A 15900-nucleotide genomic window follows, 5' to 3' on the forward strand; every position below is an offset into this window, starting at 1 on the left:
TCGTTGCTTTCCTCTGAACGCGCCTCGCTGCGATGATGCAGCGAGGCGTTTCACTTTTCGAGCCATGAAGATCAGCATATTGGGCGCCGGCGCCTGGGGAACCGCGCTGGCGGTGCAGGCCGCGGCGCGGCACGAGGCGCTGCTGTGGGCGCGCGATGCGGCGGCCGTCGCGGAGATGGCCGCCACGCGGCGCAATGCGCGCTATCTGCCTGACGCGGAGCTGCCGTCGAACCTGGCCGTCAGCGCCGACCTCCAGGCGGCGATCGAACACGGGCGCGAGGGCCTGATCGTCGTCGCCACGCCGATGGCGGCGCTGCGCTCGATGCTGGCGCTGCTGCCGGACGGCGCCTCCGTGCTGTGGCTGTGCAAGGGCTTCGAGGCCGGCACAGGGTTGCTGGGCCACGAGATCGCCCGCGAGGTGCAGCCGCGGCTGCGGGCGGGCATCCTGTCCGGCCCGAGCTTCGCGCAGGAAGTCGCCGCGGGCCTGCCGACCGCGCTGGTCGCGGCCAGCGAGGACGAGGCGCTGACGCAGGCGGCCGTCGCGGCCTTCCACGGCGACAGGCTGCGCGTCTACACCTCGGCCGACCCGGTCGGCGTCGAGGTGGGCGGTGCGGTGAAGAACGTGATGGCGATCGCCGTCGGCGCGTCGGACGGCCTGAAGGCCGGCCTCAACGCCCGCGCCGCGCTGATCACCCGCGGCCTGGCCGAGATGCTGAGGCTGGGCCTGGCGCTGGGCGCGCGGGCGGAGACCTTCATGGGCCTGTCCGGCATGGGCGACCTGGTGCTGACCGCCACCGGCGACCTCTCGCGCAACCGACGCGTCGGCATGCTGCTGGCCGACGGCAAGGCGCTGCCGCAGATCCTTGCGGAACTCGGCCATGTGGCGGAAGGCGTCTACAGCGCACCGACGGTGCTGGCGCGGGCGCGGGAGCGCGGCGTCGAGATGCCGATCACTGAAGCCGTGGTGGCGGTGCTGGAAGGCCGGCTTGGCGCGGCCGACGCGGTCGACCTGCTGATGGGTCGCCAGGCCAGGCCGGAAGCTCAGCTGCCGCCGGCGTAATCGTTCTGGCGCCAGGCCTCGAAGACGGCGACGGCCACGCTGTTGCTCAGGTTGAGGCTGCGCTGCCCGGGCCGCATCGGCAGGCGCACGCGCTGCGCCGGCGGGAAGAAGCCGTCGCGCAGGTCCGGCGGCAGGCCCGCGGTCTCCGAGCCGAAGACGAAGAAGTCGCCGGCCTGGTAGCGCGTGGCGCCGAAGGGCTGGCTGCCCTTGGTGGTGAAGGCGAACATGCGCGCGGGGTCGGGCCTTGCCTCGGCCATGAAGGCGGCCCAGTCGGCATGGCGCTTGACGGCGGCGTACTCGTGATAGTCGAGCCCGGCGCGCTGCAGCAGCTTGTCTTCCATCGAGAAGCCCAGCGGTTCGATCAGGTGCAGGGTGCAGCCGGTGTTGGCGGCCAGGCGGATCACGTTGCCGGTGTTCGGCGGGATCTCCGGCTGGACCAGGACGATGTGGAACATGCAGCGGTCAGTGCAGATAGCGGGTTATTCGAGCGGACTGCTCAATCGGGCGTTCGGGCGACCACCCAGGCCTGCACGTCCACCGCGCCGGCCTGGCGCAGCACGCGGGCGCATTCGAACAGCGTGGCGCCGCTGGTCATCACGTCGTCCAGCAGGGCGACGTGGCAGCCGCGCAGGTCGCGCAGCTTGCGCGGCTCGATGGCGAAGGCGCCCTTGACGTTGGCGGCCCGCTCCTTCAGCGGCAGCTGGGCCTGCTGCGAAGTATCGCGCACGCGCAGCAGCAGTTCGCCGTCGCAGCGCAGCTTGCGCCGGCGGGCCAGTGCGCGGGCCAGTTCCCAGCTCTGGTTGTAGCCGCGCTCGCGCTGGCGCTGCACGGTCAGCGGCACCGGCAGCAGCCAGTCCGGCGCCTCGGCCTCGGCGATCGACAGCGCCTGGTTCAGCCGCTCCAGCAGCGTCTCGCGCAGGTCGATCGCCTGGTGGAACTTGTAGTGCTGCAGCAGGCCGTCCCAGGGGAAGGCGTAGTCCAGCGCCGCGATCGTGCGAGACAGCGGCGGCGGGTTGCGCAGGCAGGCGCCGCACTTGGGCTCGCGGTGGCCGATGCGCTCCAGCGGCAGCCGCGCGGCGCAGGTCCAGCAGCGCGGGGCGGGGCGGGCATAGCGCATCAGGCAGTCGGTGCAGACGCGCTGGTCAGACCAGTTGCGGCAGACCGAGCACTGGCCCGGACAGCGGAGCAACACCCGTTCGACGAGACCGGGTTTGGCGGAACTCAGGGTTCTTACCGACATGCGTCAATATACTGCCGCCCCATGTCGGAAAGCATCATTGGTCGGGAGGAATCCCGCCCGCAGCACCTGGATACCCCTGCGGTCCTGCGCCACGCGCGGCGGCTGGCAGCCGCGCCCTCGGGCCCCTGGCTGCACGCCGAGGTGGCGCAGCGCATGGCCGAGCGCCTGGCCATCGTCAAGCGCCAGCCCGCGCGCTGGCTGCAGTGGTCGGCCTTCATCGGCAACAGCGGGGCCGCGCTGGCCGAAGCCTACAAAGGCTCAAGCCAGCTGTGGGTGGAGCCCACGGCCGAACTGCTGGCGCGCAGCGCCGCAGCGGCGCGCGGCGGCTGGCTGCAGCGGCTGACCGGCGGCTCGAAGATCGCGGCCGCCGCACCGGCCGACGTGGCGCCAGGCCAGTTCGAGCTGCTCTGGGCCAATATGGCGCTGCATGCCCATGTCGACCTGCCGGCGCTGCTGGCGCAGTGGCAGCAGGCGTTGGCGGTGGACGGCTTCGTGATGTTCTCCTGCCTCGGCCCGGACAGCTTCGTCGAGCTGCGGCCGCTGTTCGCACGCCACGGCTGGGGGCGCACTGCGCCCGAGTGGTGGGATATGCACGACATCGGCGACCTGGTGGTGGGGGCGGGTTTTGCGGATCCGGTGATGGACCAGGAGCGCATCGAGCTGACCTGGACCGAGCCGCAGAAGCTGCTCGACGACCTGCGCGAACTGGGCGGCAACGTGGCGCCCGACCGCTTCACCGGCCTGCGCACGCCGCGCTGGAAGAAAGCCCTGCTGCAGGCGCTGGACCGCGAGCTGCGCGGACCCGACGGCCGCCTGCGCCTGACCCTGGAAATCGTCTACGGCCATGCCTTCAAGGCGGCGCCGAAACTGCGTGTCGACGCCGAGACCCGGGTCTCGCTGGAGCAGATGCGCGAAATGGTCCGCCGATCAAGTCAGTGAACACCCGGGGGTCAAAGTCTGTGCACCGAACCGGGACCGTCAAAGTGCTGGGCTAAACTCGGCGGTCGACTGAAGACGATGGCCTCGCGCGGGCCTTTCGTTTCCCTGGGAGAGCTGTCAGCTTCAGGGGTCGCGATCCAGGCCGGAGAGCCGGGCGCCGTCGATGGAATTCGAAGAATGTTGCGGCAGAGAACCCCAGTTCCTGCCGCATTGTTCGTGGCTTGAATTTGAAACAGAAGTGACGACCATGATGATGACGAACATGCATCGAGCCGGCCGCAAATGGGGACAAGCGATCCTGGCCGCCGCTGCCCTGCTGGCCGCCCAGTCGGCGCTGGCGGTCAATGACCTGCCCGGCGGCCCGGCGGTCAACCAGATCAATCTGCAGCCGCCGGTCACCCAGATCGCGCATGACCAGATGTGGCTGCACAACTTCATGCTCGTCATCTGCCTGGTGATCTTCATCGCCGTGTTCGGCGTGATGTTCTATTCCATCTTCAAGCACCGCAAGAGCAAGGGCGCGGTCTCGGCCACCTTCCACGAGAGCGTGGCCGTCGAGATCGCCTGGACCATCGTGCCCTTCATCATCGTGATCCTGATGGCCCTGCCGGCCACCAAGGTGGTCGTCGCGATGAAGGACACCACCAACGCCGACATCACGATCAAGACCACCGGCTACCAGTGGAAGTGGGGCTACGACTACATCAAGGGCGAGGGCGAGGGCATCGGCTTCCTGTCCACGCTGGACGTGGCGCAGCGCGAGTCCTCCGACTCCGGCAAGCCCGAGGTGGTCGACAACTACCTGCTGAAGGTGGACAACCCGCTGGTCGTGCCGGTCGACAAGAAGATCCGCATCATCACCACCGCCAACGACGTGATCCACTCCTGGGGTGTGCCGGCCTTCGGCGTCAAGCAGGATGCGGTGCCCGGCTTCGTGCGCGACACCTGGTTCAAGGCCGAGAAGGTCGGTGACTACTACGGCCAGTGCGTGGAGCTGTGCGGCAAGGAGCACGCCTACATGCCCATCCACGTGAAGGTGCTGTCTGCCGCCGACTACACCGCCTGGGTGGCCGCCAAGGCCAAGGAAGCCGCCGCCAAGGCCGACGATCCGAACAAGGTCTGGGAGATGGCTCCGCTGATGGCCCGCGGCGAGAAGGTCTACGCGTCCAACTGCGCCGTCTGCCACCAGCCCAACGGCAAGGGCGCCGGCCCGATCAAGCCGCTGGACGGCTCGCCCATCGTCAACGACGAGGACAAGAACAAGCAGATCCTGACCGTGCTGCACGGCGCCGGCAACGGCGCGATGCCCTCGTGGAAGGCGCTGAGCGACACCGACCTCGCCGCGGTGATCACCTACACGAAGAACAACTGGTCCAACAAGACGGGCCAGATCGTCCAGCCCGCCGAAGTGCTGGCCGATCGCAGCAAGTAAGGAATCGACATGAGTGCAGTGATTGGCCACGACGACGTCCACGGTCACGACGACCACCACGACGATCATCACCATGCCCCGGCCGGCTGGCGCCGCTGGGTCTTCGCCACCAACCACAAGGACATCGGGACGCTGTACCTGCTGTTCTCGTTCACGATGCTGATGATCGGCGGCATCCTGGCGCTGTGCATCCGCGCCGAGCTGTTCAAGCCGGGCCTGCAGTTCTTCAACCCCGAGCTGTTCAACCAGTTCACCACGATGCACGGGCTGATCATGGTGTTCGGCGCGATCATGCCGGCCTTCGTCGGCTTCGCGAACTGGATGATCCCGCTGCAGATCGGCGCCGGCGACATGGCCTTCGCGCGGATGAACAACTTCAGCTTCTGGCTGATGATCCCCGCGGCCATCATGCTGGTGGCGTCCTTCTTCATGCCCGGCGGCGCGCCCGCCGCGGGCTGGACGCTCTACGCCCCGCTGACGCTGCAGATGGGCCCGTCGATGGACGGCGGCATCTTCGCGATGCACATCCTCGGCGCCTCGTCGATCATGGGCTCGATCAACATCATCGTCACCATCCTGAACATGCGCGCTCCGGGCATGACGCTGATGAAGATGCCGATGTTCGCCTGGACCTGGCTGATCACCGCCTACCTGCTGATCGCCGTGATGCCGGTGCTCGCTGGCGCGATCACGATGACGCTGACCGACCGCCACTTCGGCACCAGCTTCTTCAACCCCGCCGGTGGCGGCGACCCGGTGATGTACCAGCACATCTTCTGGTTCTTCGGCCACCCCGAGGTCTACATCATGATCTTGCCGGCCTTCGGCATCGTGAGCCAGATCGTGCCGGCCTTCGCCCGCAAGCGCCTGTTCGGCTACGCCTCGATGGTGTACGCCACCGCGTCCATCGCGATCCTGTCCTTCATCGTCTGGGCCCACCACATGTTCGCCACCGGCATGCCGGTGACGGGCCAACTGTTCTTCATGTACGCGACGATGCTGATCGCCGTGCCCACCGGCGTGAAGATCTTCAACTGGCTGGCCACGATGTGGCGCGGCTCGATGACCTTCGAGACGCCGATGCTGTTCGCCGTCGGCTTCATCTTCGTGTTCACGATGGGCGGCTTCACCGGCCTGATCCTGGCGATGGCGCCGGTGGACATCCAGCTGCAGGACACCTACTACGTCGTCGCCCACTTCCACTACGTGCTGGTGGCCGGCTCGCTGTACGCGCTGTTCGCCGGCGTCTACTACTGGGGCCCGAAGTGGACCGGCGTGATGTATTCGGAGACCCGCGGCAAGATCCACTTCTGGGGCTCGCTGATCTTCTTCAACGTCACCTTCTTCCCGATGCACTTCCTGGGTCTGGCCGGCATGCCGCGTCGCTATGCCGACTACCCGATGCAGTTCGCCAACTTCAACGAGATCGCCTCGATCGGCGCCTTCGGCTTCGGCTTCATGCAGGTCTACTTCTTCCTGTTCGTCGTCGTCCCGATGATGCGCGGCCAGGGCGAGAAGGCGCCGCAGAAGCCCTGGGAAGCCGCCGAGGGCCTGGAGTGGGAAGTGCCGTCGCCGGCCCCGTTCCACACCTTCGAGAACCCGCCGAAGCTGGACCGCTCGGCGACCAAGATCATCGGCTGAGCCTGACGACGACCGCGCCATGAGCACCACGCCCGAGCAACGCAAGAAGAACCTGACGCTGGCGCTGACGCTGGCCAGCGTCGCCGTGGTCTTCTTCGTCGGCTTCATCGCCAAGATCGCCCTGTACGGCTTCTGAAGAAGACCATGAAGCTGGCACGCGCCCTGCGCCGCGACAACCTGGTGATGACCGGCAAGCTGCTGGTCGTCGTCGCGCTGATGGGCGGCTTCGGCTATGCGCTGGTGCCGCTGTACAAGGCGGTGTGCAAGTCGCTGGGCATCAACGTGCTGTCGCTGTCCGAGCTGCAGGGCGCGAATGCCGCCGAGCCGAAGAACCTGCAGGTGGACAAGAGCCGCAGCATCGAGGTCGAGTTCGACGCCAATGCCCGCGGCCCCTGGGAGTTCAAGCCGGCGGTGCGCCACCTGAGCGTGCATCCGGGCGAGCTGACCACGGTGATGTACGAGTTCCGCAACGTGCAGCCGCGCACGATGTCCGCCCAGGCGATCCCGAGCTACGCCCCGGCCCAGGCGCAGGCGCACTTCACCAAGGTGGAGTGCTTCTGCTTCAACGAATACACGCTGAAGCCCGGCGAGAGCAAGCAGTGGCCGGTGGTGTTCTTCGTGGACCCGAAGCTGCCGAAGGACGTCAAGACGATCACGCTGTCCTACACCTTCTTCGAGGTGCCGGGCAAGGGCGGCGCCGGCAACGGCCAGGCCGCGGCGGTCGTGCTGGCGCCGAAAAAGCTATGACGGCCAGCGACGACAGGCCGGGCGAGGACCTCAAGCAGGCCGTGGCGCGGCCGGTGTCGTTCTGGCAGACGGTGCGGGCGGTGGCCTGGTCCTTCTTCGGCGTGCGCCGGGGTGCGGATCACGAGAAGGACATGGCGGGCCTGAACCCGGTCCACGTCATCATCGCCGGCGTCATCGGCGCGGCGCTGTTCGTGCTGGTGCTGGTGCTGCTGGTGCAATGGGTCGTCGGCAGCGGCGCGGCCGGCGGCTGAATCCGAATACAGAATCGCTTAACCAAGATCACAGACTAGAGATCGATCGAGGAGTAGACAAATGTCGTCATCGACCACCCCGGGCCACGCCCCTTACTACTTCGTGCCGAGCCCGTCGCGGCATCCGGTGATGGCCGCCATCGGCCTGTTCTTCGTGATCCTGGGCGCCAGCCAGTGGGTCAACGGAGCCGGCTGGGGCGCCTACTCGGTGCTGTTCGGCCTGCTGTGGTGGGCCTTCGTGCTCAAGCAGTGGTTCGGCGACGCGATCCGCGAGAGCGAGGGCGGCCAGTACGGCGACCGCATCGACCTCTCCTACCGCTGGAGCATGGGCTGGTTCATCTTCTCGGAGGTGATGTTCTTCGGCGCCTTCTTCGGTGCGCTGTACTGGGCCCGCGTGCACTCGGTGCCCAACCTCGGCAGCCTCGAGAACTCGCTGCTGTGGCCCGACTTCAAGGGCCTGTGGCCCAGCGTCGCGGCAGGCCTGACCGCTTCGCCGGCCGGCACCACCGAGCCCTTCACCACCGTCGGCCCCTGGCCGCTGCCCACCGTCAACACGGCGCTGCTGCTGACCTCCGGCGTGACGCTGACGATCGCCCACCATGCGCTGCTGGACAACCAGCGCGGCAAGACGATCGCCTTCATGTGGATCACCGTGCTGCTGGGCATCGCCTTCCTGATCTGCCAGGGCGTCGAGTACCACCACGCCTACACCGAGCTGAATCTCAAGCTCAGCTCCGGCGTCTTCGGCTCCACCTTCTTCATGCTGACCGGCTTCCACGGCTTCCACGTGTTCGTCGGCATGATGATGCTGCTGTTCATCACGCTGCGCCTGATGAAGGGCCACTTCACCTCGGAGCGCCACTTCGGCTTCGAAGGCGCGGCCTGGTACTGGCACTTCGTCGACGTCGTCTGGCTGGGCCTCTACATCGTCGTCTACTGGATGTAAGGCATCCCGCCTGACCAGCGAGGGCGCCGCGGCGACGCGGCGCCTTTGTCTTTTCTAACGCTGCTGCAGTTGCAGCCCGCCCGGCTCGATCCAGCCCATCTTCCAGCTCAGCAGGATGAACAGGAACAGCGCCACCGACACGCCGATGCGCACCGTCAGCGCACGCGCCATGTTGCGCGTGCCGCGGCGGCTCTTCAGCATGAAGAAGCCGGCGGCCGCGAGGGCGGCCAGGATGCCGACGAGGGCCAGGGCGACGATCAGTTTCATGGGCGGGCATTATGGGTGAGGCACGGCGGCGCTTCCTGATCGTGACCGTGGCGGCGCTGGCGGCGGTGGCGCTGACCGCGCGGCTGGGCGTCTGGCAGCTCGATCGCGCGGCGCAGAAGCGCGCGATGCAGGCGGCGATCGATGCCGGTGGCCGTCTCGCGCCGCTGGGCAATGCCGACCTGCAGCCGGACGATTCGCAGCTGCACCGCGCCGTCCGCCTGCGCGGCCACTGGCTGGCGGACCGCACGGTCTACCTCGAGAACCGCCCGATGCACGAGCGCGTCGGCTTCTACGTCGTCACGCCGCTGCAGCTGGCCGATCGCTCCGAAGCCATCCTCGTGCAGCGGGGCTGGGCGCCGCGCGACGCGCGGGACCGCACGAAGCTGCCCGAGCTGCCCGCCGCTAACGGCGAGATCGAGCTGACCGGGCGCCTCGAGCTCGCGCCGACGCGGGTCTTCGAGCTGGGCGAGGCGGCCAGCGGGCCGATCCGGCAGAATCTGGCCTCCGCCGCCTTCGCGCAGGAGGCGCCACGGTTGAAGCTCCTGCCGCTGACCGTCTTCCAGACGCAGCCGGCAGGCGCGGGCGACGACCTGCCGCGCGACTGGCCAGCGCCGGACCTCGGCCTGTCCAAGCACTACGGCTACGCATTTCAATGGTTTGCGCTGAGCGCACTGTTCCTGGGTCTCTATGTCTGGTTCCAACTCATCCAACCCCGGCACCACAAGGCCTGACCCCTTCGAGCTGACGGTGCACAGCCTGCCCGACCCGGTCGCCAGTGCCGAGCAGCAGCGCCGCCGCGGCCGGCTGGGCGTGGCGATGGTGCTGCTGGTCTGCGCCGCGCCGGTGATCGCCTCCTACTTCGCCTTCTACGGCCTCAAGCTCAGCGGTCGCGCGATCGGCGAGCTGATCGTGCCCACGGTCGACCTGCCGCCCGCGCTGAAGCTGACGGACCTGGATGGCCAGCCCGTCAAGGCCGAATCGCTGAAGGGCCAGTGGCTGCTGACCGTGGTGCAGGAGGCCGCCTGCGACGCGGCCTGCGAGAAGGCCTTGTTCGCCCAACGCCAGCTGCGCGAGATGTTCGGCAAGGAGCGCGACAAGGTGGATAAGCTCTGGCTGATCCCCACCGACGACGGCGCCGTTCCCGCGCTGCGCCCCGAGCTGCGCAAGGCCGTCACCGAAGGCGTCCCGGTGACCGTGCTCTACGCGCCGCGCGCCGAGCTGCAGGCCTGGCTGAAGCCGGGCGCCGGGCATCAGCTGAACGAACATTTCTTCGTCGTCGACCCGATGGGCCGCTGGATGCTGCGCTCGCAGCCCAACCCCGACCCGATGGACATCAAGAAGGACATGGACAAGCTGCTCAAGGCCAACGCCGGCTGGGACCAGCCCGGAAGATGACCCACCCCCGAAGCGCCTGCGGCGCTCCCCCTCAAGGGGGCGCACCCAGCGGCCTGGCGGAGCCAGTTCCGCGGGTGCCGCGCGACGGGGCGCTTTGAAATCGTGACGATGGTAAGTACTGCTCCCTATGACCTTGCGCCGGCCGGCCAGTTGCTGGCCTTCGGCGCGCTGATCGCCGCCGGCCCGCTGCTGTGGTGGCGCCAGCGCTCGCGCGCGGCCACGCCGGCGGCCCGGCTGCGTGCGCTGACGGTGCTGACGCTGTTCCTGACCTTCGACCTGGTCCTGTTCGGCGCCTTCACGCGCCTGACCGATTCCGGCCTCGGCTGCCCCGACTGGCCCGGCTGCTACGCCCAGTCCAACCCGCTGGCGGCGCATGCCGAGATCCATGCGGCGCAGACGGCGCTGCCCAGCGGCCCGGTGACGCACAACAAGGCCTGGATCGAGATGATCCACCGCTACCTGGCCGGCGCCGTGGGTTTTCTCTGCCTGGTGCTGTGCGTGATGAGCTGGCGCCTGAAGGACCGCGGCGCGATCTCGCCCTGGTGGTCGACGCTGACGGCCGGCTGGGTGATGCTGCAGGGCGCCTTCGGGGCCTGGACGGTGACGATGAAACTGTTCCCGGCCATCGTCACGCTGCATCTGCTGCTGGCGCTGGGGCTCCTGGTGCTGCTCGCCTGGCAGGCCCAGGCCTATGAGCCGAAGCCGCTGAAGCTGCCCCTTGGCTTGCGCCGCGCGGGCTGGCTGGTGTTCGCGCTGTGCGTGCTGCAGGTGGCGCTGGGCGGCTGGGTCAGCACCAACTATGCGGTGCTGGCCTGCAGCGAGTTCCCGCAGTGCCAGGCGGGGGCCTGGTGGCCGGCCACCGATTTCGGCCAGGGCTTCACGCTGTGGCGGCACCTGGGGCAGGGCGCCGATGGCGGCTATCTGCCCTTCGCGGCGCTGACGGCCATCCACCTGTCTCACCGCATCGGCGCCGCCGTGGTGTTCATCGCGCTGCTGGCCTTCGCCTGGCGCCTGTGGTCGAGTGAACAGGCCCGCCCCTGGGCCGTTCGCCTGCTGCTGGTGGCCGCCTGGCAGGGCGCCACCGGCATCTCCAACGTCGTGCTCGACTGGCCCATCGTCGCCGCCCTGGCCCACACCGGCGGCGCCGCGATGCTGCTGACCCTCCTGAGCTTTTTCCTCGCCCGCCTTCATCAGGCGCGCTGAATCCCGCTACGCTTGCCCGTTATGTCCTCGACTTCCTCCGCCACCCATGCGCCCCTGAGCTCGCGCTGGCAGCAGTTCTATCAACTGACCAAGCCGCGCGTCGTGCAGCTGATCGTGTTCTGCGCGGTCATCGGCATGGCGCTGGCCATCCCCGGCCTGCCGCAGGGCCGCGAGTGGGGCGTGATCATCGCCGCCACCGTCGGCATCTGGCTGGTGGCCGGTGCTGCCGCCGCCTTCAACTGCCTGGTCGAGGAGAAGATCGATGCGCGGATGAAGCGCACCGCCTGGCGCGCCACCGCGCGCGGCGAGCTGAGCCATGCGCAGACGGCGAGCTTCTCGGCGCTGCTGTGCGCCGTCGGCTCGGCCATCCTCTGGTTCTTCGTCAACCCGCTGACGATGTGGCTGACCTTCGCCACCTTCATCGGCTACGCGGTGATCTACACCGTGATCCTGAAGCCGATGACGCCGCAGAACATCGTCATCGGCGGCGCCTCCGGCGCGATGCCGCCGGTGCTGGGCTGGGCCGCGGTGCGCGGGGACGTGGGCCACGAGGCCATGCTGCTGTGCCTGATCATCTTCCTGTGGACCCCGCCGCATTTCTGGGCCCTGGCCCTGTACCGCACCGAGGACTACCGCAAGTCCGGCCTGCCGATGCTGCCTGTGACCCACGGCGCCGACTACACCAAGCTGCAGATCGTCCTCTACACCTGGGTGCTGCTGGCCGCCACGCTGCTGCCCTACCTGACCGAGATGAGCGGCTGGATCTACCTGGTCAGCGCCATCGTGCTGGGGCTGATGTTCTGCGCCTACGCGATCCGGCTGTGGCGCAACTATTCGGATGAACTGGCGCGCAAGACCTTCTGGTTCTCGATCTGGTACCTGTCCGCGCTGTTCGCCGCGCTGCTCGTCGACCACTACCTGCTATGAAGAAACGCACCTTCCTGCTCGCGCTGTCCGCCCTTGCCCTGGCCGGCTGCGACAAGTTCAACGGCCCCGGCGGCAGCAACACGGCCTTCAAGGGCATCGACCTCACCGGCGCCGAGTACGCGCGCACGCTGAGCCTGCCCGACGCCGAGGGCCACATGCGCACGCTGGCCGACTTCAAGGGCAAGGTGGTCGTGGTCTTCTTCGGCTACACCCAGTGCCCGGACGTCTGCCCGACCACGCTGGCCGAGCTGGCCGAGGTCAAGCGTTCGCTCGGCCCTGATGGCGACAAGCTGCAGGGCGTCTTCGTCACCATCGACCCCGCGCGCGACACGCCGGAGCTGCTGAGGACCTATGTCTCCAGCTTCGACAAGAGCTTTGTCGCGCTGCGCGGCAGCGACGAGCAGACGAAGGCGGCGGCCAAGGAGTTCAAGGTCTACTACGCCAAGGTGGCCGGCAAGGACGAGGGCACCTACACGATGGACCACACGGCCGCGAGCTTCATCTTCGATCCGCAGGGGCGGGTGCGGATCTTCACCCGCTACGGCTCCGGCGCGCAGGCGCTGGCGGACGACGTCAAGGCGCTGCTGGCCGAGAAATGAAAAAGAGGCCCCACGGGGCCTCTTCTCTTTGACGGATCGATGGATCAGGCCTCGACGAGTGCCTTCTTCATCTTCTTCATCGCCGCCACCTCGATCTGGCGGATGCGCTCGGCCGACACGCCGTATTCGGCTGCCAGCTCATGCAGCGTCATGCCGCCGGAGGAGTCGTCGTTGACCTTCAGCCAGCGTTCCTCGACGATGCGGCGGCTGCGCGGGTCCAGCGTCTCCAGCGCGCGGGCGATGCCGTCGCCGGCCATCGCGTCGCGGGCCTGCGATTCGAGCACGCGGGTCGGCTCCTGCGACTCGTCGGCCAGGTAGGCGATCGGGGCGTAGCTCTCGCCGTCGTCGTCGGTCTGCGGCTCCAGGGCCACGTCGCCGCCCGACAGGCGCGTCTCCATCTCGAGCACTTCCTCGCGCTTCACGTTGAGCGTCGTCGCCACCTGCTCCAGCTGCGCCTCGGTGAGGCTCATGCGGTGCGTCTGGTCGTCGGCCACGCCTTCCTTCATGCTGTGCTTCATCGAGCGCAGGTTGAAGAACAGCTTGCGCTGGGCCTTGGTCGTGGCGACCTTGACCATGCGCCAGTTCTTCAGGATGTATTCGTGGATCTCGGCCTTGATCCAGTGCATCGCGTAGCTGACCAGGCGCACGCCCTGGTCCGGGTCGAAGCGCTTGACGGCCTTCATCAGGCCGACGTTGCCTTCCTGGATCAGGTCGCCCTGGGGCAGGCCATAGCCGAGGTACTGGCGCGAGATGGACACCACCAGACGCAGGTGGGACATCACCAGCCGGCCGGCGGCATCGAGGTCGCCGCTCTCGCGCAGCTTGCGGGCGGAGGAGGCTTCTTCCTCGGCGGTCAGCAGCGGCAGGCGGTTGACGGCGGAAATATAGGCATCGAGGTTACCGAGCGAGGGCACCAGCGCCCAAGGGTCCCGGACCGTCAGTGCAGCAGTTGGGTGAGACATCGTGGTCGTCGCTTTCTTTGGCAAACCGAACCTTGTGGGTTCCATGGGCACAGATATTAGCACTCCGTCAGGATGAGTGCTAAGGCTCTGGGGTTTCCGGCGAGGCCTACGATTTCAAGCGAGATACAGCGATAGTGTTTACCAACTTACGAAGATTTGCCTGCGATTGTCGGCCGTCGATCCGGTTGCCTCGGAACGGCAAGTCGCGTGCCAGTCAGCGGGCCCGCCGGCGGTTCTGCACCCGCATGCCCTGGCGCAGCGGCAGCGAGACGGCGCAGGCCGAGCCCGGCGCGGCGGTGGTGCAGCTCTGGAAGTCCGCCTGCAGCAGCAGCCCGTCGCCGTTGCGGGCGTTCAGGCGCAGCTGCTTGAAGCTGCTGGCATCGAGGGCGGTGCTGCCCAAGGTGGCCGACAGCGCGGCGGTGAGCGCACCCGGGGCCACGGGCAGCGTCGCCAGGATCGAGCCGGTGTTGCACAGCGAGTCGGTGCACAGCTGGGCGGTGGAGAGCGCGGGCGGTGGGCTCGGCAGCGTCCAGCTGGCGCTGAGGTTGACCTTGGCCGCCGCCGCTCCCTTGAGGCCGGCCAGGGCGGTGGCGCTGGCGGTGGCCAGCGAAGGCCAGGGCTGGCTGGCCAGCGCGGTGGACAGCGGCGGCACCGCCGCCAGGTCCAGGCTGAAGGTGCTGGCCGGCGTGCTGCAGCTGTCGTCGCTGTACAGCGCCACCTTCAGCGAGTGGCCCACGGCGAAGTTGCGCACGAGCGCGTCGCCGTCGCTGCCGTCCGGCAGCGGGATCCAGCGGTCGTCGTTGCCGCGGATGGCGCCGGTCGTCGGGTCGCCGCTGAGCTGGCCGTTCACCGCGTCCACGGTCCAGATCGACAGGTTCGTCGATCCGGTGCCGGGCTTCATATAGGCGAGCGTCACGTCGCCGCCGTTCGGATCGGCCTGCGTGACGCGGGCGCACAGCGCGCCGGACAGCGTCGAGATGCCCACGCCGATGCTGCGCAGGTAACTGTCTACCTGAGCGCCACCGTCGACCCGGCGCAGGCGCTGCACGCGCACCTCGGCGCTGGTGGGGAAGGGCTGCGCGTCGCCATAGAACAGCCAGGTGCCGTTGCCCTGCCAGGCCACGGACTGGTTCTGAGCGAAGGTCAGCAGCGCGCCGGCGGGCGTCTGCGCCACCATGCTGACGCGGCAGACGGGCGTGCTGCCGCTGAAGTCGCAGCGGCCCAGCTGCGGGGCCAGCAGCTTGGTGCCGTACTTGTAGGTGCCGTCGCTGAAGATGCCGGTGCCGATCACATTGCACAGGCCGGCGCCGATGTCGGCGCCGGTGAAGGCGATGTTGGCCAGGTTCATGCGCGCGTTGGGCGCCATCAGGCCCGGCATGTTGGCGCTGCAGGCGCTGGCGGAGGCCATCGCGGCCGTCATCTGGGTGAAGAGGGTGCTGATGCCGGCCAGCGTCACGCCGGCGGCGCCGGCGTCGATGGTGAGCTCGCCGCCCACGCCGGTGCCGGTCAGTGTGACGATGCCGCCGCCCATCCGCGATTCGAGCTGCACATAGGGCGAGCCGTCCTGGCCGACGGTGACGGCCACGCTGTCCAGCAGCCGGTCATAGCCGCTGCGCGAACCGGCGGTCAGCGCGGTGGTGAGCAGGTCGGCGTTGGACGCCAGGCCGGCATCGGCCAGGGCCGGCGCCAGGGCCGTCTGCAACTGGCCCTGCGCCGCGGCCACCGCGGTGGCCGACAGGCCGGTCACCGCCCCGCTCATCGGGCTGCTCGGGTTGACGCCCGAAGCCAGCAGCACGACGGCGCTGGTCAGCGGCGTGATCTGGGCCGTGCCGCCGCTCTGCGTGACCGAGTAGAGACAGGTGTAACGGTCCACCGCGTAGCCGCAGGCGGCCAGCCGGAACGGGCCGGTGCCGCTGGCCAGCGCGATCGGGCCGTAGCTGCCGCTGGCGGGCACGCTGGTATTGCTGGCCATGCTCTTGCCGGTGGCGTCGAGGATGCTCAGCGTCACATTGCTCATCGCGATGCCGGCCGAGACCGTGCCCGAGACGGGCGTGGGCGGCGGGGCCGGCGATGGCGACGGAGAGGGGGATGGTGACGGTGAGGGAGAAGGCGACGGCGATGGAGACGGGCTCGGCGATGGCGAGGGAGACGGAGATGGTGAGGGAGAAGGGGCCGGCGAAGGAGAGGGTGATGGAGACGGAGACGGGCTCGGGCTCGGACTCGGACTCGGCGAAGGCGAAGGCGAAGGCGAAGGCGAAGGCGAAGGACTCGGCGTGGGCGACGGAGAAGGC

At 68.5% G+C, this 15900-nt stretch carries 19 protein-coding genes; 14 read left to right on the forward strand and 5 right to left on the reverse strand.

All coding sequences use genetic code 11. From position 1 onward, the window contains the following. Window positions 1–64 precede the first annotated feature (64 nt). Window positions 65–1060 carry an NAD(P)H-dependent glycerol-3-phosphate dehydrogenase gene (locus B0W88_RS08335; protein ID WP_077034202.1) on the forward strand — a complete coding sequence of 332 codons (996 nt, stop codon included), beginning with the start codon at window positions 65–67 and terminating at the stop codon, window positions 1058–1060. Here the strand turns inward: B0W88_RS08335 and trmL are convergent. Beyond that, a complete protein-coding gene (gene trmL / locus B0W88_RS08340; RefSeq protein WP_077034203.1) occupies window positions 1042–1515 on the reverse strand; it encodes a tRNA (uridine(34)/cytosine(34)/5-carboxymethylaminomethyluridine(34)-2'-O)-methyltransferase TrmL in 474 nt (157 codons plus the stop codon). The genes B0W88_RS08335 and trmL overlap by 19 nt on opposite strands. A gap of 41 nt (window positions 1516–1556) precedes the next feature. Further along, window positions 1557–2177: a ComF family protein gene (locus B0W88_RS08345; RefSeq protein WP_158080825.1), complete on the reverse strand. Its 621-nt coding sequence runs from the start codon at window positions 2175–2177 to the stop codon at window positions 1557–1559. 144 nt (window positions 2178–2321) lie between these two features. Here B0W88_RS08345 and B0W88_RS08350 point away from each other — a divergent pair, with 144 nt between their 5' ends. From B0W88_RS08350 to B0W88_RS08375, 7 genes are all read left to right on the forward strand, one after another. Further along, window positions 2322–3239: a hypothetical protein gene (locus tag B0W88_RS08350; protein WP_077034205.1), complete on the forward strand. Its 918-nt coding sequence runs from the start codon at window positions 2322–2324 to the stop codon at window positions 3237–3239. A gap of 253 nt (window positions 3240–3492) precedes the next feature. Further along, entirely contained in the window at window positions 3493–4671 is a 1179-nt protein-coding gene (gene coxB, locus B0W88_RS08355; protein ID WP_369973858.1) for a cytochrome c oxidase subunit II, read from the forward strand. Between the two features lie 9 nt (window positions 4672–4680). Continuing rightward, window positions 4681–6312: a cytochrome c oxidase subunit I gene (gene ctaD / locus B0W88_RS08360; protein WP_077034206.1), complete on the forward strand. Its 1632-nt coding sequence runs from the start codon at window positions 4681–4683 to the stop codon at window positions 6310–6312. Between the two features lie 19 nt (window positions 6313–6331). After that, window positions 6332–6448 (forward strand): cytochrome oxidase small assembly protein, encoded by a 117-nt coding sequence (locus B0W88_RS34685; protein ID WP_233151653.1) that lies wholly within the window; start codon window positions 6332–6334, stop codon window positions 6446–6448. Window positions 6449–6456: 8 nt separating this feature from the next. After that, the gene (locus B0W88_RS08365) at window positions 6457–7059 is read left to right on the forward strand and encodes a cytochrome c oxidase assembly protein (RefSeq protein ID WP_077034207.1); all 603 of its coding nucleotides are present in this window, start codon (window positions 6457–6459) and stop codon (window positions 7057–7059) included. Beyond that, window positions 7056–7310 (forward strand): DUF2970 domain-containing protein, encoded by a 255-nt coding sequence (locus tag B0W88_RS08370; protein WP_077034208.1) that lies wholly within the window; start codon window positions 7056–7058, stop codon window positions 7308–7310. Before B0W88_RS08365 ends, B0W88_RS08370 begins: the two co-directional genes overlap by 4 nt. 61 nt (window positions 7311–7371) lie before the next feature. Then, entirely contained in the window at window positions 7372–8256 is an 885-nt protein-coding gene (locus B0W88_RS08375; RefSeq protein ID WP_077034209.1) for a cytochrome c oxidase subunit 3, read from the forward strand. A 54-nt stretch (window positions 8257–8310) separates the two neighbouring features. Here the strand turns inward: B0W88_RS08375 and B0W88_RS08380 are convergent, their stop codons facing one another. Further along, window positions 8311–8523: a DUF2909 domain-containing protein gene (locus B0W88_RS08380; RefSeq protein ID WP_077034210.1), complete on the reverse strand. Its 213-nt coding sequence runs from the start codon at window positions 8521–8523 to the stop codon at window positions 8311–8313. 11 nt (window positions 8524–8534) lie between these two features. Here B0W88_RS08380 and B0W88_RS08385 point away from each other — a divergent pair, with 11 nt between their 5' ends. From B0W88_RS08385 to B0W88_RS08405, 5 genes are all read left to right on the forward strand, one after another. Then, on the forward strand, window positions 8535–9254 hold the full coding sequence (locus B0W88_RS08385) for an SURF1 family protein (protein ID WP_077034211.1): 720 nt from the start codon (window positions 8535–8537) through the stop codon (window positions 9252–9254). Between the two features lie 16 nt (window positions 9255–9270). Beyond that, window positions 9271–9918, forward strand: a complete 648-nt coding sequence (locus B0W88_RS08390; protein ID WP_233151654.1) for a hypothetical protein — start codon at window positions 9271–9273, stop codon at window positions 9916–9918. Between the two features lie 108 nt (window positions 9919–10026). Continuing rightward, window positions 10027–11121, forward strand: coding sequence for a heme A synthase (locus tag B0W88_RS08395; protein WP_077034213.1), 1095 nt, complete (start codon window positions 10027–10029; stop codon window positions 11119–11121). A gap of 12 nt (window positions 11122–11133) precedes the next feature. Further along, window positions 11134–12048, forward strand: coding sequence for a heme o synthase (gene cyoE / locus B0W88_RS08400; RefSeq protein ID WP_369973857.1), 915 nt, complete (start codon window positions 11134–11136; stop codon window positions 12046–12048). Further along, entirely contained in the window at window positions 12045–12647 is a 603-nt protein-coding gene (locus tag B0W88_RS08405; protein WP_077034215.1) for an SCO family protein, read from the forward strand. The genes cyoE and B0W88_RS08405 overlap by 4 nt, the downstream gene beginning before the upstream one ends. Before the next feature lie 44 nt (window positions 12648–12691). On the opposite strand, the gene rpoH is transcribed toward B0W88_RS08405, so the two are convergent. After that, a complete protein-coding gene (gene rpoH / locus B0W88_RS08410; RefSeq protein WP_077034216.1) occupies window positions 12692–13609 on the reverse strand; it encodes an RNA polymerase sigma factor RpoH in 918 nt (305 codons plus the stop codon). Between the two features lie 214 nt (window positions 13610–13823). After that, entirely contained in the window at window positions 13824–15626 is a 1803-nt protein-coding gene (locus tag B0W88_RS32925; RefSeq protein WP_144006672.1) for a hypothetical protein, read from the reverse strand. A gap of 53 nt (window positions 15627–15679) precedes the next feature. On the opposite strand from B0W88_RS32925, the gene B0W88_RS34385 reads away from it, so the two are divergent. Next, a partial coding sequence (locus tag B0W88_RS34385) for a hypothetical protein (protein WP_198937799.1) occupies window positions 15680–15900 on the forward strand: 221 nt, incomplete at its 3' end.

The sequence above is a fragment of the Pelomonas sp. KK5 genome, assembly GCF_001984095.1.
In the GTDB taxonomy this organism is placed as follows: domain Bacteria; phylum Pseudomonadota; class Gammaproteobacteria; order Burkholderiales; family Burkholderiaceae_C; genus KK5.